Annotated in this window: 16 protein-coding genes; 8 read left to right on the plus strand and 8 right to left on the minus strand. The window is 62.4% G+C overall.

Annotated features, from left to right (window positions below):
* The first annotated feature begins 36 nt into the window (after positions 1-36).
* Both ACT5M9_RS19955 and ACT5M9_RS19960 read left to right on the plus strand, forming a co-directional pair.
* Positions 37-1,500 (plus strand): DUF1254 domain-containing protein, encoded by a 1,464-nt coding sequence (locus ACT5M9_RS19955; RefSeq protein ID WP_457979408.1) that lies wholly within the window; start codon positions 37-39, stop codon positions 1,498-1,500.
* Positions 1,501-1,649: 149 nt separating this feature from the next.
* Complete coding sequence (locus ACT5M9_RS19960; protein ID WP_457979407.1) at positions 1,650-2,552, plus strand: LysR substrate-binding domain-containing protein; 903 nt, start codon at positions 1,650-1,652, stop codon at positions 2,550-2,552.
* Between the two features lie 113 nt (positions 2,553-2,665).
* Here the strand turns inward: ACT5M9_RS19960 and glpK are convergent, their stop codons facing one another.
* Positions 2,666-4,168: a glycerol kinase GlpK gene (glpK, locus tag ACT5M9_RS19965; RefSeq protein ID WP_457979405.1), complete on the minus strand. Its 1,503-nt coding sequence runs from the start codon at positions 4,166-4,168 to the stop codon at positions 2,666-2,668.
* A gap of 28 nt (positions 4,169-4,196) precedes the next feature.
* Positions 4,197-5,045 (minus strand): MIP/aquaporin family protein, encoded by an 849-nt coding sequence (locus tag ACT5M9_RS19970; protein WP_457979403.1) that lies wholly within the window; start codon positions 5,043-5,045, stop codon positions 4,197-4,199.
* Between the two features lie 487 nt (positions 5,046-5,532).
* Between ACT5M9_RS19970 and glpT the strand changes: the two genes are divergently transcribed.
* The 6 genes from glpT (at position 5,533) to tyrA (ending at position 13,474) form a co-directional block, all read left to right on the plus strand.
* Positions 5,533-6,888, plus strand: a complete 1,356-nt coding sequence (glpT, locus tag ACT5M9_RS19975; RefSeq protein WP_438549776.1) for a glycerol-3-phosphate transporter — start codon at positions 5,533-5,535, stop codon at positions 6,886-6,888.
* Between the two features lie 100 nt (positions 6,889-6,988).
* The gene (locus ACT5M9_RS19980; protein ID WP_349921707.1) at positions 6,989-7,747 is read left to right on the plus strand and encodes a DeoR/GlpR family transcriptional regulator; all 759 of its coding nucleotides are present in this window, start codon (positions 6,989-6,991) and stop codon (positions 7,745-7,747) included.
* A gap of 373 nt (positions 7,748-8,120) precedes the next feature.
* On the plus strand, positions 8,121-9,608 hold the full coding sequence (gene glpD / locus ACT5M9_RS19985; RefSeq protein ID WP_457979401.1) for a glycerol-3-phosphate dehydrogenase: 1,488 nt from the start codon (positions 8,121-8,123) through the stop codon (positions 9,606-9,608).
* Positions 9,609-9,708: 100 nt separating this feature from the next.
* Complete coding sequence (gene glpQ, locus ACT5M9_RS19990; RefSeq protein WP_457979399.1) at positions 9,709-10,791, plus strand: glycerophosphodiester phosphodiesterase; 1,083 nt, start codon at positions 9,709-9,711, stop codon at positions 10,789-10,791.
* Positions 10,792-11,136: 345 nt separating this feature from the next.
* Positions 11,137-12,210 carry a 3-deoxy-7-phosphoheptulonate synthase gene (locus ACT5M9_RS19995; protein ID WP_100859538.1) on the plus strand — a complete coding sequence of 358 codons (1,074 nt, stop codon included), beginning with the start codon at positions 11,137-11,139 and terminating at the stop codon, positions 12,208-12,210.
* Between the two features lie 124 nt (positions 12,211-12,334).
* Positions 12,335-13,474, plus strand: a complete 1,140-nt coding sequence (gene tyrA / locus ACT5M9_RS20000) for a bifunctional chorismate mutase/prephenate dehydrogenase (RefSeq protein WP_457979398.1) — start codon at positions 12,335-12,337, stop codon at positions 13,472-13,474.
* 78 nt (positions 13,475-13,552) lie between these two features.
* Here the strand turns inward: tyrA and hdfR are convergent, their stop codons facing one another.
* From hdfR to ACT5M9_RS20030, 6 genes are all read right to left on the minus strand, one after another.
* Positions 13,553-14,428 carry an HTH-type transcriptional regulator HdfR gene (hdfR, locus tag ACT5M9_RS20005; protein WP_457979397.1) on the minus strand — a complete coding sequence of 292 codons (876 nt, stop codon included), beginning with the start codon at positions 14,426-14,428 and terminating at the stop codon, positions 13,553-13,555.
* Complete coding sequence (maoP, locus tag ACT5M9_RS20010; RefSeq protein WP_438549751.1) at positions 14,428-14,787, minus strand: MaoP family protein; 360 nt, start codon at positions 14,785-14,787, stop codon at positions 14,428-14,430. The genes hdfR and maoP overlap by 1 nt, the downstream gene beginning before the upstream one ends.
* 292 nt (positions 14,788-15,079) lie before the next feature.
* Positions 15,080-15,562: a serine protease inhibitor ecotin gene (gene eco, locus ACT5M9_RS20015; protein WP_438549750.1), complete on the minus strand. Its 483-nt coding sequence runs from the start codon at positions 15,560-15,562 to the stop codon at positions 15,080-15,082.
* 199 nt (positions 15,563-15,761) lie between these two features.
* Positions 15,762-16,319 (minus strand): Lcl C-terminal domain-containing protein, encoded by a 558-nt coding sequence (locus tag ACT5M9_RS20020; protein WP_457979395.1) that lies wholly within the window; start codon positions 16,317-16,319, stop codon positions 15,762-15,764.
* Entirely contained in the window at positions 16,316-17,674 is a 1,359-nt protein-coding gene (locus ACT5M9_RS20025) for an Lcl C-terminal domain-containing protein (protein WP_457980592.1), read from the minus strand. Before ACT5M9_RS20025 ends, ACT5M9_RS20020 begins: the two co-directional genes overlap by 4 nt.
* Positions 17,675-17,745: 71 nt before the next feature.
* Positions 17,746-20,160 carry a proprotein convertase P-domain-containing protein gene (locus tag ACT5M9_RS20030; protein WP_457979393.1) on the minus strand — a complete coding sequence of 805 codons (2,415 nt, stop codon included), beginning with the start codon at positions 20,158-20,160 and terminating at the stop codon, positions 17,746-17,748.
* Between the last annotated feature and the right edge of the window lie 29 nt (positions 20,161-20,189).

Consider the following 20,189-nt stretch of genomic DNA (forward strand, 5'->3'; position numbering starts at 1 on the left):
TGCCGGGAAATGGCATCATCCCTTGAGGAGAATTCGATGAAATTGAAGAAACTCGTCTGGCTGACCGCCCTCGCCCTGAGCGCGGGAGCCATGGCCCAGTCGGCCCCCTTGACCATTCCCCATCCCACGACATTCGATCAACTGAACAAGCCCGCCGCCGAAGTGCGGATGCCGGAGGCCTATGTGAAGGCCATCGCCCAGCAGGCCTATATCTGGGGCTATCCCATGGTGAACCAGTTCAATCGCCGGGCCACCATCACCCAGGCCCCCGAGCCGGCCCTCAACGGCGGCATGGTACCGGTCGCCCCCATGGGGCAGCTGAGTATGCTGACGGATTACATCAAACCGGCGGAGACCTTCGTCACCTGCCCGAATCAGGACGTGGTCTACGGGCTCGGCTTCTTCGAGCTGGAGAAAGAACCCGTGGTCATCCAGGTGCCTGACTTTGGCGATCGCTTCTGGGTCTACGCCATCTACGATGCCCGTACCGACCAGATAGCGAACCTCGGCAAGCCCTATGGCTCCAAGCCCGGCTTCTACCTGCTGGTGGGACCGACGTGGCAAGGGGAGACTCCCAAGGGGATCGAGGGGGTGATCCGCTCCTCCACCGAGATGGCCAACGTGATCCCCCGGGTGCAGATGGACGACACCCAGGCCGATCGTGCCGCGGTGCAGGCGCCGGTGCGGGAGGTGATGACCTACCCCCTCAGCCAGTTCGACGGCAAGATGAAGTCCTATGACTACGCCAACATCCCCTCCATCGGCGAGAAGCCCAACCCCAGCGCCGGTGAGACCAAGTGGGTCATCCCGGACAAGTTCTTCGATCAATTCGACAATGTGCTGACCAAGGTCGCCCCCCTGCCCGGGGAAGAGGCCCTCTATGCCCAGTTCCGCCATCTGGTGGCGGCCGGCAAGCAGGACCCCAAGGTGCGCCAGTGGATGAACGAGGCGGCGGAGCAGACCGACAAGACGGTGATCGCCGACTTCTTCAAGTGGCAGAACAACGGGGTACCGGCGGGCAATGGCTGGAACCGCTCCAAGCACAACGCCGAGTTCGGGGTGGACTACTACAACCGCACCGGCACCTCCAAGTCGAACATGTTCGACAACAAGCCCGACGAGACCCAGTACTTCTACACGGACAACGATGCAGGCGGAGTGCAGCTCGATGGCAAGCACGACTATCAGGTCACCTTTGCCAAGGGGCAGTTGCCACCGGTGAAGGGGTTCTGGTCCCTGACCCTCTACAACAGCAAGCACCTGTTCAGCCCGAACGAGCTGAACCGCTACTCCCTTGGCACCAAGAACAAGGATCTCAAGCTCAACGACGATGGCTCCCTGACCCTGTATGTGAGCCACAAGGCGCCGGCCAAGGAGAAGCTCAACAACTGGCTGCCGGCTCCCGAGGGAACGCTCTCCCTCTATATCCGCGCCTATTGGGGCGAGCAGGCGATCCTGGATGGCAGCTGGGTGCCACCCAAGGTTGAGAAAGTCAAATAAGTCAGTGGTTTGCTGCTGATATCATGAGGCCCTGCGGTTCGCCGCCTGGCCTCTTTCTTTTTTGCGCAAAAGGATAGCCGGGAGAATGGCTTGCCAATCTATCGACATTGCGTCTATAAAACGCCATTGCTCTTGCCAGGATAACAACAATGAAGACCCATTCCGATGAACTGACCCTGTTCGTGGCCGTGGTGGAGGCGGGCAGTTTTCGCCAGGCGGCGGAGAACCTGGGGATGGACAATTCAGTGGTGAGCCGCGGCATCAAGCGCCTCGAAGAGAAGCTCGCCACCGTGCTGCTCAACCGCACCACCCGCCGGGTCAGCCTGACCGAGGAGGGGAGCTGGTTCTATCAGCGGGCGGTCAGGGTGCTGACCGAGATGAGTGAGGCCGAGAGCCACCTGCTGATGCGCCGGGAGCAACCCGAGGGCATATTGCGGGTCGATGCCGCCACCCCCTTCATACTGCACCGGCTGGTGCCCATCATCGGGGAGTTTCGTCGTCGCTACCCCGGCATAGAGCTGCAACTGCACAGCTCCGAGGGCTTCATCAACCTGATGGAGCGGCGGGTGGACATGGCCATTCGCATCGGCGAGCTGACGGATTCCTCCCTGCGCGCCTTGCCACTCGGTCGCTCCAAGCTGCGGCTGCTGGCGTCTCCCGACTATTTGCGCGAGCGCGGTACCCCGCGCCAGCCGGCGGATCTGCTGGCAGGGCACGAGCTGCTCGGTTTTTTGCACCCCGATCACCTCAACCACTGGCCGCTGTTAAGTGCAGAGCAGGGGGACAGATTCGCCATCACCCCGACGCTTAGGGCCAGCAGCGGCGAGACCCTGCGCCAGCTGGCGCTGGCGGGGCAGGGGATCGTCTGCCTGTCGGACTTCATGACCGGGCCGGATCGTGCGAGCGGCGCCCTGGTGGAGGTGCTGGCCCGCAGCAACAGCGGCGCGTCGCGCCCCGTCCATGCGGTCTTCTACTCAGACGCCCAGCGCGACATCCGGCTGCGGGTCTGGCTCGACTTCCTGAAGGAGCGGCTCGGCGCCAATGAGTTGTGATGAGCCGATTTTGACGGCGCAGTTATGCTGCTTATGGTGGATTTGAAACATATAGAAGAGGCCGACATCGCTGTCGGCCTCTTTTTATCTAACGGAAGTGACAGGTCGCCCTATCAATCTTCCTCGGCCCAGCGGCGGGAGCGCTCCACCGCCTTCTTCCAGCCATTGTAGCGCTTGGCGCGATCTTCTCTGTCCATCTGCGGGATGAACTCGCGGTCCACGCTGAACTTGTCTTCCAGCTCCTCCGAGCTCTTCCAGAAGCCGACCGCGAGGCCGGCCAGGAAGGCGGCGCCCATGGCGGTGGTCTCGATGCGGGTCGGACGCACGACCGGGGTGTGCATCATGTCCGCCTGGAACTGCATCAGGAAGTCGTTGGCCACGGCGCCGCCGTCCACCTTCAGGGCCGCCAGCTTGATGCCGGAGTCCTGCTGCATGGCATCCAGCACGTCGCGGCTCTGGTAGGCGATGGATTCGAGCGCGGCGCGGATGATGTGGTTGCGGTTCGCGCCCCGGGTCAGGCCGACCATGGTGCCGCGAGCGTACGGATCCCAGTAGGGGGCGCCCAGACCCACGAAGGCCGGTACCAGGTAGACGCCGTTGGTGTCACCCACCTTGGAGGCGAAGTAGTCGGTATCGCGGGCGTCGTGGATGATTTTGAGCTCATCGCGCAGCCACTGGATGGTGGCGCCGCCCATAAACACGGCACCCTCGAGGGCATAGTTCACTTCCCCTTTCGGACCGATGGCGACCGTGGTCAGCAGGCCGTTATTCGAGCGAACCGGCTCTGTGCCCGTGTTCATCAGCATGAAGCAGCCGGTGCCGTAGGTGTTCTTGGCCATGCCCTTCTCGAAGCAGAGCTGACCGAACAGGGCGGACTGCTGGTCACCGGCGATGCCGGCGATGGGGATGCGGGCGCCACCGCCACGGGTGGTGTAGCCGTAGATCTCGGAGGAGGGCTTGACCTCCGGCAGCATGGACATGGGGATGCCGAGTTCGTCCAGCATGCGCTGATCCCACTTCAGATCCCGGATGTTGTAGAGCATGGTGCGGGACGCGTTGGTCGGGTCGGTGACGTGCACCTCGCCGTTAGTCATCTTCCACACCAGCCAGGTATCGATGGTGCCGAACAGCAGCTCGCCGTTCATCGCCTTCTCGCGGGCCCCTTCGACGTTGTCCAAAATCCACTTCACCTTGGTGCCGGAGAAGTAGGCGTCCAGCACCAGGCCGGTGTTCTCGCGCACATACTCTTCCAGACCGCGAGCCTTGAGCTCCTCGCAGATGGCGGCGGTGCGGCGGCACTGCCAGACGATGGCATTGTAGATGGGCTTGCCGGTGGCTTTTTCCCACACCACTGTCGTTTCACGCTGGTTGGTGATGCCGATGGCGGCGATCTGCTCGCTGTGCAGGCCGCTCTTGGCCAGCACCTCGGTGAAGACGGAGGATTGGGTGGCCCAGATTTCCATGGGGTCGTGCTCGACCCAGCCCGCTTTCGGGTAGTGCTGGGTGAACTCGCGCTGGGAGGTCGCGACTATGTTGGCATTCTGGTCAAACACGATGGCGCGGGACGAGGTGGTGCCTTGATCCAGGGCGACGACATATTTCTTTTCAGCAGACATGATGTTCTCCATGTTTGGGGAACCGCTCTTAGGCGGCGGCCTCTTCTTTATTAGACAGTTTGGTGGCGTCTTCGGTGGCGACACGGTTGCCCGGGACACAGGGAGCCAGCACTTTCACATAGAGGGCGGTACCGATCTGGGCGCCGACGATGGGGCCCAGGATGGGAACCCAGAAGTAGGGGTTGTCGCGACCGCCGGTCAGGGCGACGTCACCCCAGCCTGCGAAGAAGGCGAACAGTTTGGGACCGAAGTCACGGGCCGGGTTCATGGCAAAGCCGGTCAGGGGGCCGAGGGAGGCACCGATCACCGCGATCAGGATGCCGATCAGCAGGGCGGCGGCGAAGCCCTTGGGGCCGCCGTTGTTGCTGTCACCGAGTGCCATGATGCCCAGCATCAGCACGGCGGTGATCACCAGCTCTACCGTGAACGCCTGCATGTTGGAGAGCAGGGCGTTGGGGTAGGTGGAGAAGATGCCGGCGGTGCCGAGGCTCTCTATGCTGCCGCGCACCACGTTGTGGGTCAGTTCCCACTGGGTGAACAGGTTGGCATACAGGAAGTAGACCAGGGCGGCGGAGGCGAAGGCGCCCGCTATCTGGGCGATGATGAAGGGCACCACCTTGCGCTTGTCGAAGCCGGCGAAGGTCATCAGTGCCAGGGTCACGGCCGGGTTCAGGTGGGCACCCGAGATGCCGCCGGTCACATAGATGGCGATGGCGACGCCGAGCCCCCAGGTAATGGAGATTTCCCATTGCCCGAAGTTGGCACCGGCCAGCACCAGGGCGGCCACACAACCGACACCGAAGAAGATCAGCAGGCCGGTTCCGATAAACTCGGCGAGACACTCGCCAAGCAGGGTATTGGGTCTTTGTATGCTCATACCTTTTATTCCTTATATCCACCCAGAGTAGGTTTGATGTTCCGTTTCGTTATCTTTTTGTCCCATTCATTGCGCCCGAAAACGTTTCTTCTTGTTGTTTGAGTTGACGCAAACGTTATGCTCGTTTGCGCTCGTTCTTGGACGGGAGAGAAAATAACTCTTCTGTGCCAATTCACCAGACCCCTGCCATCGGAAATGTGGACAAGATCCCACTCATTGCTAAGAAAATGTGACAAATAGCCGCTAACTTGGATTGGCTTACCACTTAGTGGGTATCTGTAATCCTTGTTCTATCAGGGGTTCAGGCTAATGAGCGAACACTCACTCGGTGATTTATTTTGTAATAAAACTGCAATAATTTAGCCGCCATCACAGATTAAATGTTCACAAATGAGCACAATTGGCTCGCTTACGAATTAGGACTCACTGGTCGTAAACATGTCCAGGGCACCCTCTACTGCCCATTACAACAATAAGGAAGCAGAACATGCTTAGTCTCTTCAGGCCCGCGCCCCATATCGAGCGGTTGCCGGCCGACAAGGTCGATCCCTTCTACAAGCGCATGCGTTGGCAGGTTTTCTTCGGGATCTTCTTCGGCTATGCCGGCTACTACCTGGTTCGCAAGAACTTCAGCCTGGCGATGCCCTACCTCATCGAGCAGGGCTTCTCCCGCGGCGATCTGGGCCTGGCCCTGTCCGGGGTCTCCATCGCCTATGGCCTGTCGAAATTCCTGATGGGCAACGTGTCGGACCGATCCAACGCCCGTTACTTCCTCTCCGCCGGTCTGCTGCTCTCGGCCGGCATCATGTTCATGATGGGGACCATGCACTGGGCCACCTCCAGCATCGCCATCATGTTCGTGCTGCTGTTCCTGAACGGCTGGGTGCAAGGGATGGGCTGGCCCCCCTGCGGCCGTACCATGGTGCACTGGTGGTCACAGAAGGAGCGGGGCGAGATCGTCTCGGTCTGGAACGTGGCCCACAACGTGGGCGGTGGCATGATAGGCCCGCTGTTCATCCTCGGCATGGGCTGGTTCAACGACTGGCGCAGCGCCTTCTACGTGCCCGCGGCGGCGGCGGCGGCCATCGCCGTGATCGCCTTCTTCGTGATGCGCGACACCCCGCAATCCGTCGGTCTGCCCCCCATCGAGGAGTACAAGAACGACTACCCGCAGGATTACAACGAGAGTCACGAGCAGGAGTTCTCCGCCAAGGAGATCTTCATGAAGTACGTGCTGCACAACAAGCTGCTGTGGTACATCGCCATCGCCAACGCCTTCGTCTACCTCATTCGCTACGGCGTGCTGGACTGGGCGCCGACCTACCTGAAAGAAGCGAAAGATTTCAGCGTGGATCACTCCTCCTGGGCCTACTTCCTCTATGAGTGGGCGGGGATCCCGGGCACCCTGCTGTGCGGCTGGATCTCGGACAAGATGTTCAAGGGCCGCCGCGCCCCGGCCGGCATCCTCTTCATGGTGCTGGTGACCCTGGCCGTGCTGGTCTACTGGCTGAACCCGGCGGGCAACCCGAGCGTGGACATGATGGCCCTGGTCGCCATCGGCTTCCTCATCTATGGCCCCGTCATGCTGATCGGCCTCTACGCCCTGGAGCTGGCACCGAAGAAGGCCGCCGGTACCGCCGCCGGTTTCACCGGGCTGTTCGGTTACCTGGGGGGCGCCGTGGCCGCCAACGCCATGCTGGGCTACACCGTCGACCACTTCGGCTGGGACGGTGGCTTCATGGTGCTGGTGGTTTCCTGCGTACTCTCCATCGTACTGCTGGCCATGACCCTCAAGCACGAGAATCAGTCTCTGGCTCACAAGGCCGCCGCCAACAAGGCATAAAACGTGATCCTGCCCTTATCCATCGGAAAAGGGATAGGGTACACTGCCAAAGGCCCCGCACTGCCGGGGCCTTTTTTCGTCTCATCTGCGGAGTGCAAGCGTGAAGCAAACCCAACGACATCTGGAGATCCTGGACGTCCTGACCAGGCAGGGCTTTGTCTCGACCGACGATCTGGTGACCCACTTTGACGTCAGCCCCCAGACCATTCGCCGGGACCTGAACGATCTGGCGGAGCAGAACAAGATCCGGCGTCATCACGGCGGCGCCTCCCTGCATTCGAGCACGGTCAATACCGCCTACAGCGCTCGTAAGGTCATGCAGCTCAAGGAGAAGGAGCGCATCGCCCGCGAGGTGGCCGCCAACATCCCCGACGGCTCCTCGCTCTTCATCGACATCGGCACCACCACGGAGGCCATAGCCCGCGCCCTGCTCGATCACCGCGAGCTGCGCATCGTCACCAACAACCTGAACGTCGCCAGCATACTCACCGCCAAGGATGACTTCACCGTCATCATCGCAGGGGGCGAGATCCGCAACCGGGATGGGGGTATCGTGGGGGAGGCGACCCGCGACTTCATCGGCCAGTTCCGCATGGATTACGGCGTCATCGGCATCTCGGGCATCGACAACGACGGCTCCCTGCTCGATTTCGACTATCACGAGGTGAAGATCGCCCAGGCCATCATAGCCCACTCCCGCCAGGTATTTCTGGCCGCCGATCACACCAAGTTCGGTCGCAACGCCATGGTCAATCTCGGCAACCTCAGCCAGATCCACGCCCTGTTCACGGACGAGGAGCCCCCGGAGCGGCTGATGCGGCTGATGACCCAGCACCAGATCCCCTGCCACATCTGCTAACCCCTCTCTGATCAGGCATCAGGCCGCCGACTGGCGGCCGCTTTGTCTCTGCACTTCCCGAGCCTCGCTTCCATTCCCCCGTATCACTCTTTCACAGCCCTGACCCTGACCCTGACCCTGACCCTGACCCTGATTTTCACCCCTTTGCCCGGCGCATTCGCGGCCTTTCTCACAGGCTGTGGCCTGGTACAGGGCTGCCGGGTTGCACCCGAGTGACCCTCTGGTCACCGACTGGCAGCATTTTTAGCATTGTCAGAACAATCCCGATCACATTTCCTCCATAAAATGTTCGTTTATCATTTTTTCATGTTCTAATATGAGCGAAATCAAACATTGCTGTCATGGCAAAGCCAAAATAAGAAAGTAGGTGAACATGAGCGAACATTATGATCTGGTCGTCGTCGGCGGCGGCATCAACGGCGTCGGCATTGCGGCGGATGCGGCGGGGCGGGGGCTGAAGGTGGCGTTGTTCGAGGCGCAAGATCTCGCCTCGGCCACCTCCTCCAACTCCAGCAAGCTGATCCACGGTGGCCTGCGCTACCTCGAGCACTACGAATTCCGGCTGGTGAAAGAGGCGCTGGCGGAGCGGGAGGTGCTGCTCGGCATGGCTCCGCACATCGCCCGCCCCATGCGTTTTCGCCTGCCCCATCGCCCGCACCTTCGCCCGGCCTGGATGATCCGCGCCGGCCTCTTCCTCTATGACAATTTGGCCAAGCGGGACAAACTCAAGGGCAGCTGCGGCGTGCGCTTCCTGCCTCAGGATGGCCTGAAAAACGGCATCAGCAAGGGCTTCGAGTATTCCGACGCCTGGGTGGACGACGCCCGTCTGGTGGTGCTCAACGCCATGCTGGCCAGGGACAAGGGCGCGCTGGTCGAGACCCGCACCCGCTGCGTCAAGGCGGTGCGCGGTTCCAAACACTGGACCCTGACCCTGGAGCGGGCCGGCGGTGAGCAGTTCAACGTCACCTGCCGAGGCCTGGTCAATGCGGCCGGCCCCTGGGTCAAGACCTTCTATGATGAGAGCCTGCACGAGAAATCCCCCCGCGGCATTCGCCTCATCAAGGGCAGCCACATAATCGTGCCGCGTATCCATGAGCGCGAAGAGGCCTATATCCTGCAAAACGAGGACAACCGCATCGTCTTCGTCATCCCCTATCAGCAGGACTACTCCCTCATCGGCACCACGGACGTGGAGCACAAGGGCGACCCACGTGAGGCGAAGATCAGCAGCGCCGAGATCGAGTACCTGTGCAAGGTGGTCAACGCCCACTTCACCCGCCAGATCTCCCCCGAAGAGGTCATCTGGACCTACGCCGGGGTGCGGCCGCTCTGCGATGACGAGTCCGACTCCCCCCAGGCGGTGACCCGCGACTACACCCTGGAACTCAGTGGCGAGTCCGACGGCGCACCCCTGCTCTCCGTGTTTGGCGGCAAGCTCACCACCTATCGCAAGTTGGCCCAGGCCGCCTGCAACAAGCTCAAGCCCTGGTTCGGCCAGATGGGGGAGGATTGGACCGCCACCACCCGCTTGCCCGGTGGCGAGTTCGACTGCTCCACCGCCGAGCTGGCCCGCGCCTACATGCTCGAGTTCGATTGGCTGGATGAGCGCGGCGCGCGGCGCATCGCCGAGGCCTATGGCAGCCATGCCCGCCTCTGGCTGCACGAGGATCGCGGCCAGCACTTTGGCGCCGGCCTGTATGAGTCAGAAGTGCGCTACCTCATCAACCGGGAGTGGGCTCACTCACTGGAAGACATCCTGTGGCGCCGCAGCAAGCTGGGGCTGCGCCTCTCCGAAGTCGAGCAACAACAGCTGCAGGCCTGGCTCGGCGAACATCACCACGCCCTGCCCAAGGCGAGCTGACATCCAGGCGGGCGGCCTAGGCCGCCCGCCGTAAAACTGCAATAAACCTCTGCTATAACAACAACCTACATCCAATAAACAATAACAAAGAGCACACTTCATGAAAAAAATCCCTCTCTCCCTGATTGCCCTTGGCCTCGGAGCCGCCCTCACATTGCCGGCCCTGGCGGCCGATGAGGGCAAGGTGGTCATCGCCCACCGCGGTGCCTCCGGCTACCTGCCCGAGCACACCCTGGAATCCAAGGCGCTTGCCTATGGCATGGGGGTCGACTATCTGGAGCAGGATCTGGTGATGACCAAGGATGACCAGCTGGTGGTGATGCACGATCACTTCCTGGATGGCATCACGGACGTGGCCGAACGCTTCCCGGGCCGGGCCCGCGCCGATGGTCGCTACTATGTGGTGGATTTCACTTTGGATGAGGTGCGCTCCTTGCGCATGACGGAGCCGTTCCAGCTGGTGGATGGCAAGCAGGTGCCCGTCTACCCGGCGCGCTTCCCCCTGTGGCAATCGAGCTTCAAGATCCACACCTTCCAGGAAGAGATAGAGATGATCCAGGGGCTCAACAAGAGCACCGGCAAGAACATCGGCATCTACCCGGAGATCAAGGCGCCCTGGCTGTTCCGCCACGAGGGCAAGGACATCTCCAGCGCCGTGCTCAAGGTGCTCAAGCAGTACGGCTACACCAATAAAGAGAGCAAGATCTACCTGCAGAGCTTCGATGCGGATGAGCTCAAGCGCATCGACGGCGAGCTGATGCCGGCCCTCGGCATGGATCTCAAACTGGTGCAGCTGATGGCCGAGACCGACTGGAACGAGACCATGGTCTACGATACCAAGGGCAAGGCGACCCCCTATGACTACGACTGGATGTTCAAGCCGGGGGCCATGAAGACCATCGCCACCTACGCCGATGGCATAGGTCCCTGGAAGCCGATGATCGTCACCGAGCCGGGTATCCTCGGCAAGCCGGTCATCACCGGCATGGTGAAGGAGGCCCACGCCGCTGGTCTGAAGGTGCATCCTTATACCTTCCGCCAGGATGAGGGTCAGATCCCGGCCTATGCCAAGGACTTCAACGACTTGCTCAACATCTTCCTCTATCAGGCAGACGTGGACGGGGTGTTCAGCGACTTCCCGGACAAGGCGGTGACCGTCATCAAGGCGCACAACAACGGATAAATAGAAGAAGAGAGTACGGGAACGCAAGCGGGGCCAGGTGCCCCGCTTTTTTATACCCGATAATGGGGAAGGGGAGGCGTCCCCTGTGGTCCATCCCATCTCGCTGAATGTAAATTAATGTTTACGATATTTTGCTCTTTGGTGACGGTCAGTACCCGATTTTATGGCTATTTAGGTCAGCGCGGTGGTCGTTTATTCATCTGTTGAGCCATTTCACCGCTGGTTTCACTTGATTGTTTGTTTTTCCTTGGTAAGGTGGGGGCGGTTGCGTAACAAAGTGATGACTGGTGTAAACTTAAAAATACAGTCGCGCTTTTGGCTTGATACAGTAGAGAGAATGAGAAAATGCAAAGAGATCCCCTGAACAACATCCATATCCAGTCCGAACAAGTGATGATCACGCCTGCCCAGCTCAAGGAGAAGTTACCCATCTCCGATCGTGCGCTGGCATTCGTACAAGGGGCCCGCAACACCATAGCCGATATCATCCATCGTCGCGATCACCGCCTGCTGGTGATCTGTGGACCCTGCTCCATCCACGACATGGACGCCGCCAAAGAGTACGCAACCAGACTCAAAGCGCTGCATGACGCCTATCAGGATTCTCTCTACATTGTCATGCGGGTCTACTTTGAGAAGCCACGCACCACGGTCGGCTGGAAAGGCTTTATCAACGATCCGAACCTCGACGGCACCTTCGACGTGGAGCTGGGGCTGCACCGTGCCCGCGAGCTGCTGTGCTGGCTCGCCGAGCTGGAGTTGCCGCTGGCGACCGAGGCACTGGATCCCATCAGCCCCCAATACCTGGCGGAGCTCTTCTCCTGGTCGGCCATCGGTGCCCGCACCACGGAATCCCAGACTCACAGGGAGATGGCTTCCGGTCTCTCCATGCCGGTCGGCTTCAAGAACGGCACGGATGGCAACCTGGGCACCGCCATCAATGCGCTGCAGGCGGCCTCCAGCCCCCACGCCTTCATGGGCATCAACCAGCAGGGCCAGGTCGCGCTGTTGCAGACCCAGGGCAACCCGGATGGCCACGTGATCCTGCGCGGCGGCAAGCACCCGAACTACGACTCGGTCAATGTGTCCCTGGCGGAAGAGGCGCTGGAAAAGGCCGGCCTGCTGCCTGGCCTGGTGGTGGATTGCAGCCACGGCAACTCCAGCAAGGATCACCGCCTGCAGCCCAAGGTGGCGGACAACGTCATCCACCAGATCCAGGAGGGCAACCGCTCCATCATAGGGGTGATGCTCGAATCCAACCTGTTGGAAGGTAACCAGTCCAGCGAGCAGCCCAAGGAGCAGATGCGCTACGGGGTCTCCATCACCGATGCCTGCATCGACTGGGATACTACCGCCGATCTGCTGGCCCGCTGCCATCGTCAGCTGGCCGCGCCCCTCAAGGGCAGAACCGCGCCTTAAGCCGTGGTATCTTGTCAGGCAGATATAAGCGCGGCACGACCCTGGGTCGTGCCGCGTCCATGACATTCATGTCATCGATTGGATCACAGGGCGCGGCCTGGGGTGGCGCCAACAAGGACTGGATATGGCCGAAGAGTTGAATGCCCTCAGGGACAAGATAGACGCGGTGGACAAGCAGCTGATCGATCTGCTGGCCGCCCGTCTGGCCCTGGTGGGGGAAGTGGGTGAGGTGAAGAGCCGCCATGGCCTGCCCATCTATGCGCCGGATCGGGAGGCGAGCATGCTGGCCCGCCGCCGTGCCGAGGCCGAGACCCTGGGGGTGCCCGGGGATCTCATCGAGGATGTGCTGCGCCGGGTGATGCGCGAATCCTATATCTTGGAATCCGCGAGCGACAAGGAGCACCACTTCAAGTGCATGAAGCCTGAGCTTGGCAAGGTGGTGATCATCGGCGGACAGGGCCAGCTCGGTCGCCTGTTCGGCCAGCTGTTCAGCCTGTCGGGCTACCGGGTCGAGAGCCTGGAGCAGGCCGACTGGCCGCGTGCCGACGCGATATTGAGCGGCGCCGGCATGGTGATGGTGGCGGTGCCCATCGACGTGACCTGCGACATCATAGACAGGCTGGGCAACTTGCCGGCGGACTGCCTGCTGGTGGATGTCACCAGCGTCAAGGCCGAACCCCTTGCCCATATGCTGGCGGTACACCAGGGGCCTGTACTGGGGCTGCACCCCATGTTCGGGCCGGATGTCGGGAGCCTCGCCAAGCAGGTGATCGTCTGCTGTCAGGGGCGCGAACCCGCCGCCAGCCAGTGGCTGCTGGATCAGATGACCATCTGGGGCGCGCGCCTACAGCAGGTGGAGGCCAGGGCCCACGACGAAGCCATGACCTTCATCCAGGCGCTGCGCCACTTCGCGACCTTCGCCTACGGTTGGCATCTCTCCCGGGAGCAGGCCAATCTGGACAGGCTGCTCAACCTGAGCTCCCCCATTTACCGGCTGGAGCTCGCCATGGTGGGCCGGCTGTTCGCCCAGGATCCGCATCTCTACGCCGACATCATCTTGTCGTCGCCGCAGAACCTCGCCATGATCCGCCGCTACTACCAGAACTTCGGCGAGGCGCTGGGACTGCTGGAGCGGGGCGATCGGGCGGGCTTCATCGACGCCTTCTCCCAGGTCTCCAGCTTCTTCGGTGAGCGGGCGGATGAGTTCCTGCGCGAAAGCCGCATGTTGCTGGCCCAGGCCAACGATCGTCGGCATCACGGCTGAGACTCGGAAATCATCCATGCAAAAGGGGCCATCAGGCCCCTTTTGCTTTTGCATTCCAGCTTACGTGCTGCGCCGCCTTTATTCCGGTTGCGGCAGCCGCAGATCGGCGTTGTCCCAGCCAAGGGGCAGGGTCAGCAGCTGATCGATAAGCTCACGGCGATCGGATTTCTCCAGATAGGCGAGGTAGAGCGGGCGGCTCAGGGCCTGGGCCCCGTCCACCAGATGCAGCTTGCCCTGTTCCAGGAAGGGGCTCACCATCCGCCGCGGCAGATAGGCGGCGCCGCCGTTGGCCAGCACGAACTGCAGCGCCATGTTGGCGGAGCTCGAGTGCAGCACAGGGGTCTTCTGCAGGCTCTGCAAGCGGCTCGGCTGGGCCTCGAAGCTGGTGCCCCAATCCAGATGAATATGGGGCATCTGCACCAGGCTGTCGGCGTTGGCACTGGCATCCCGGCTCACCAGTTCAAACACCAGCTCGCCGATGGGGTGCAGGGCGATTTCGTCGATCTTGGTCGGCTCCGAGAGCAGGGCCAAGTCGAGGGAGCGTTCCAGCAGCTGACGACACAGGTGCTCGCGGGACGCGGTTTCGAGCCGCACCGCGAGGCCGGGGGCCAGGGCATAGACGTGGTTGAGCCAGTCGTTGAAATCGAGCTCCCAGAACACGGGCGGGGCGCCGATGGCGAGCTGCTGGCTGAAACCGGGGGAGAGGGCCACGTCCTGCTTGGCGCGGCCCAGGGTGTGCAAGATGGCATCGGCGTAGGGCAACAACCGCTCACCGGAGGCGGTCAGGCGGATGTTGTTGCGATGGCGGGCAAACAGACTGACCCCGAGTTGCTGCTCGAGCTGGCGGATCCGAAAGCTCACCGCCGACTGGGTCAGGTAGAGATTCTCAGCAGCCCGGCCGAAGTGCCGGGTCTTGCTCACCTCGATAAAGGTCCGAAGCAGTTCGGTATCCATTAATCGAGGGACTCGTCACTGCCACCACCACCACTGCTCTCGAAGCTGCCACCGGCATCTTCATTGGCGCCACCGGCCACGGTGCAGAGACGATGCACCCGCTTGGGGCCGATGACCTTGAGGTACTTGAACCACACCTTGGCGTGGGGGTTGGTGCCGGCGGCACCGGATTTCACCTGCTCGATGAAGGCGCTCTCGACCTCGTCGCGGGGGGCCTGGTTGCCCTGATAGAGGGCCAGCATGACGGTGCCGTATTTTTCCAGACTGTCCGCTTCGGCGACGGTGAATTCACCGCTGCGACGCAGGCCACGGGGGAAATGTTTGAAGTCATTGAAACGCTTGTCTGATTCGAAGCTCATAGTCTCTTGTTCTGGTTAGTTTGACCTTTGCGGGCAAGTATCATCAGGCCGTCGCAGAGTGCAAAATCAATTTTCTTACTATGTTAATAAATATCTTTCATCGAGAGCGCTTTGTCTCATCCCGGAGGGTCATTTTGCGGTGGCTGACACAAAAAAGCCTGAAAAATAGTGGAGTTATGTCAGCTTCTGTAAAGAAAACGTCAGGAATTGACGGTCAAAAACCTAAAAATAAGGCGCCATACGGCGCCTTGTTTGGGTCTGGGTGAAGCCGCTGAACCTGAGCTTCAGAGACTCACTCAATCATGGCTGGCTGAGCCAGGTTGTCGGCACGCCACAGACGGTAGCGCACTTCATACTCCTGCGGCACATAGATGACGAACGGCAGCTTGGAGTTGTAGTTGACGAAGAAGCCCTGACCGTAGATCTGGATGAAGGTCTCCTTCTTCTGGCCATCCGGGCAGGCCATCAGGGTGCTGACGGGGCCGGAGACCTGGCCCAGGGTCAGGTAGTTGTAGCCCCAGCCCTTGACGCTGTGCTGTTCCAGGTTGCCGGCGAAGCGCGGCAGGTTGCAGTCCACCAGCATCTTCTTGCCGACCTGCAGCTCGACCATCATGTCCGCTTCGTTCTCGACTTCCGGCAGACGGATCACGACACGTTCCTGGTTCACTTCGGCGGCGGGGAACATGCTGATATCGAATTTTTTCGGCTCGGCGGCGAAGGCATTGCCGCCCAGCAGCAAGGCGCCCAGCAGGCTAAAACGCAATACGGTTTTCATCTGTACCTCATGGGGTTGGTTCAACGCCGCTAGACTAACCGCTCTGCCGGTTTCATTCCAGCGCCCCGGGGGGCAAAACCTGCATGAACCGGCACCGAATGACGTAATTTGATGCTTTTTTGACGAGTCGCCTCACAAATCGACGCCTTCTTCATCGGGGACGGGGCCGGATCCTGGAGATCCGGCCCCGTCCCGGCGGTCAGCGAACCAGCAACACCTGCTTGGCCCAGGCGCTGGGGGCACGCAGTCCGACGGAGCCGCTGGTGATGTCAAGGTAGGCCACCGTCTTGCCCGCGGGGAAGGGGGTGGATGACCAGAGGTAGACGTAGCCGTCGTTCACCTCCTTGCCGTCGCCGGCCATGGCGCGGGGGAAGATGGTCTCGTTCAGTGCCGGCTTGTAGCAGGCGGACTCCAGGATGCTGGTTAGCTCCTTGATGGTGGGCAGGCGCCAGTCTTTGTGGCCGCCGAAGTCATGGAGGGCGTGGTTGGATTCGGTACGGATCCGTTCGGCCGTCAGCAGCGCCTGTTGCCAGTAGAGGCGGGTCGGTTCGCCGCTGCAGCTATTCCCCTGCCAGGTTTGACCCAGCTGACAGCGCATCCAGGTGAGGCCGGATGTCCGGTCCGTGATGGTGCCGTTGCCGTGATCGAGGAAGCGGGAGCTGGGGCTGGTTCTGGGCAGGCTGTCGTCACAGATGGCGATGGCCAGGGCCAGCGGGCTGCAGAGACCGAGCAGCAGGGTCAGGAGAAACTTGTTCATCGGGTTACCTCGGCCACCAGGCGCAATTGCAGGGCATTGGTGTCATCAGGGGTTTGTACGGGAGTGGGGTAATCGGTGCCAGCATCCTCACCCCAGAAGAGCGGGGCCATGACGCTGAGGGGCACGCTCTCGAGGCGACGGGACGGGGTCAGGGTCTGGCTCCAGTAGTAGCCGTCAAAGCCATTGAGACCTGTTCCCAGATCGGGGAAGTAGCGCACATCCAGGGTCGCAATCTGGCCATCCTGCTGATTGAGGGAGCCGAAATGCTGCAGACTCATCAGCTCCTGGGCGTGGGGCAGGCGCCAGTGCCGGATGCCGCATAACTGTTGGCCGTTGAGCCACTGGCGGTACTCTTCGGTGGAGCAGATGGCATTCCCGTCCGGGCAGGCGTAATCCCGCTCCTCCTGGGTCGGGTGGTAGTTGCCAAACTCCCAGGCAAAGGCGCGGTGCAGATCCCGCGGGCTGTCCGGGTCGTCCAGCTTCTTCTCCCAGATGAGACCCGTATTGAGATCCTCCACGCAATCCCACTGGGTCGCGCCGTCCGGCAGCGGCTTGCCCTGGTTGTCCAGCTTGCGATAACGCAAGGGGGCCTGCTTGAGGCTGGCATCCTGGCCAGGGTGATCGGCAGGCTCCTGGGTCAGCAGATAGTCCACCCCGTCCGTGTAGGTGGTGACGCCGCTGGCGGTGACCAGGGCTCTGGGTTGCTGCTGCTTCAGCACGGCAGCGAGACGGGGTTGCAGGCTGAGGAGCTCGGGGCTTTGTGCAAAATGCTGGCCGAGCTCGGGCAGCAGGGTGACCAGGCCCTGCCAGATCTGGCGTTGGCGCTCACCGGCCGGGATCCCCGGCAGGGTGCCGGCATCCTGGATGGCGGCCAGCGTGAGTTCGGCGAGGGCCTGGTTGAACGCCCCAAGCTGGCCGAGGGCGGCGAGACCCTGGCCCGGTTGCAGGGGGGCCAGAGTCGCCAGCAGATCGGCCAAGGCCTGGGCGGGGGGGAGTCCGTCGCCGATGCGGACCTGCAACAGGGTGCTGAGCGGCGTGGGGCTCAAGGTTTGACCATCCAGGCGAGCCGCCGGATGAGTCAGGGTCAGCGCGGCGGCATCCGTCGGGATGAACAGCAGCGGGCTGGTCAGCAGGGCGGGGGAGGTGCCGCTCAGCTGGCGGGCACCGGCGGCGCCACTCACCTGGGGTTCGCCGGCGTCACACTGATCGTTCTGGTTCAGGTTGACGCACAGGGTGCCCGCCTGGGGCAGCTCAACCGTCAGGTGATAGTCCGGCGCCGCCAGCGGCGCCTCATCCGTACCGCCGCCACCACAGGCGGTGAGCAGGGGCGCCAGCAAACAGGCCAGCGGAGTCATTCTCATCTTCATCTTTGTTCCTTGGAGGAGCCTCTGGCCCCTCTCTGCCATTTAAGGGTGAATAAGGTCTCTTAGCCGCGGCGAGTCCATCGGCGCCAGAGCGCCAGTGGCAGCAGCCAGAGCAGGTTGAAGGCGCCGCCCCCGCTGCTGTCGGAGACGTTGAAATGAAGGATGCCGTCATCCGGCAGGGGAACGGGGTCACCACAGAGCGCGCCGACGCGCTGGCTGATGCTCCAACCGTTGAGGCGGCCCTGCTTGCCGGGGGCGTTGTCGACGATCTCCAGGGTCCACTGGCCCGCCAGCGGCTCGCCGTTGAACAGACTCAGGGGCTGGAGGGACTGCAGTTCGCTCGGGAAGGTCCCCTTGAGCCGTGGCAGCGGGCTGTAACCCTTGTCCCAGATCTGTACCCGGGTGCCCGAGGGGGAGTTGAGCCAGATCTCCAGCTGATCCAGGGCCTCGTGTTGCAAGTCCAGGTTCAGTTGCAGCTCGCCGCTCACCCTGGCATCGCTCTTCGCCACGATCAGGCTGGCCTGGCTCAGTCCCTTCTCTTCGGTGCTCTGGGCATCCTTGAGGGTCTGGGCCTGGCCGCTCGCCCGGGCGATGACCGGGGTGCCGATGGGCAGACTCAGGGACTGCTGCCATTGCCGCTCGCTCGGGCTGGCGCCGGTGAGACCGAGCGTCACCGGCAGCTCCGCCACGTCGCCACAGGCGAGGGGGCTTTGGGCCAGCAGCCGCAGGGTGGTGCTCATGCTGGCACCCGCCGCCAGGGTGCTGGCCTGCCACTGGTAGGGGTCGGCCTGCAACCCGGTCGGCAGGGCCAGGGCCAGGCTGTGCAGGGTCACCGGGCTGTTGCCCGGGTTGCTCAGAGTGAGCACCACGGATTGGGGTTGGCCCAGCTCGATGGCGCTGCCATCGGCCAGGGCCAGGTTGACCGGGGCCTGCAACAGGCCGTGCTGACGGAATGCCAGCTCCAGATGGCGGCCATAGTGGCGATTTGGATAGAGCCGCTCGGCGGTTTCCACCGTGAGGCGCGCCAGCTGTGGCATGCGAATGGCCGGGCCCAGGCCGAAGTGGGATTCGATGATCAGGCGATCGAACTCGTCTCTCGCCACCTCGCCGTGTTCGGCGACCGAGGCCAGCAGGGCCTGGAACAGGGGGGTGCCCCAGAGCTGATCCCCGTTGCTGCCGTTGACTGTCCTGTGGGCCGGATAGGTGTAGTCCGGGTGGTAGCGGGCGCGCATGTCGTCCAGCTGGCGCGGCGCACGATCGGTGAAGCGGGCATCCCAGTTGAAGACGATAGCCGGTTCGAAGTTGCGGCCTGCCTCGCTGCGCTGGCGGTGGCTGGCGGCTAGATAGTCGCTGAAGCCCTCTCCGATGGCGCCCCAGTCCGCCTCGTCACCGAGATCCGGCACTATGTGGTGCTGCACCGCATGGCCGAACTCGTGCCAGACCACCATGGGATCCTCGGCATCGGGCACCCCGCTGCGCCCCAGCTCCAGCCTGCGCTCGAAGGGATCGTAGAGGGAGTTGTCCTGATAGCCCGCATCCGTGTCGATGTCGAGGGCGCCGGGGATCAGGGTGGCGAAACCGAGCGCCTTGAGGTGGCGCTGTGCCAAGTCCAGGTGGTAATAGGCGTTGATGTCGGCAAAACCCGCATCATCCCGGGTCAGGCGGAAGGCCTGCGGGTTGTCGGCGCTGTAGGGGGCCGTGGAGGGCTCCATGGTATCCACCACCCGGGCGTTGGGACCGCTCAGCACATAGTCGCTGCCCTGCAGGGTGACGGGCAGGGCCACCTTGTCCTGATAGGCGGCGTCCGCCAGCACCAGGGACTCGTGCCAGACCAGGCTGGCATCCTGCAACTGGGTGCGGGGATCCGGGTCGAACACCCGAGCCTGGACGCTGACGTCCCCCGCATCCGGGGTGAAGGGGGCCGCCGTGGTGGCAGTGTCCATCCAGCGGCCGAGCTCCTGGCTGCCATCACAGCTGGCGAACAGCTGCTGGTAGGCGGCCTTGGCGTTGCCATCCTTGTGCTCGCGCACCCGCTGGCGCAGGGCCGCTACCAGGGTTTCTCCATCGCGCCAGTACCAGGCCTCGACCGGGCCGAGCGGGTCTATCTGGGCACCTGCATCCCGCAGGCTGGTGAGCAGGGGATCCAGGCTGGTGTTGGGGTCGCAACCGGGCGCCGTGCTCTGCAGCGGGCGCAGGTTGTGATAGAGGCGCCAGGGCTTGCCGGCCGCGTCTATGCTGACGGCGGCCTGGGTGGTGGCCACCGGCAGACCGTTGACCAGCTGACGGAAGCTATAGTGGTGGCCGAGCAGGCTGGCCCTGTCGTAGTCGGGGGCCAGGGTCACACCGAGGCGGCTCTCGAGCCAGGCTTGAGGCGTGGTGGAGAGCGGCGCCTCATCGATATAGGTGAGCTCGGCCGCGATCAGGGGCTGGGCGAACAGGGTGGCCGCCAGCCAGAGGGCCAGGGAAGAGGGTTTCATAGGTGACTCCAAAACAGGAAGATAGGAGG

The sequence above is a fragment of the Aeromonas sp. AE23HZ002T15 genome (assembly GCF_054165525.2).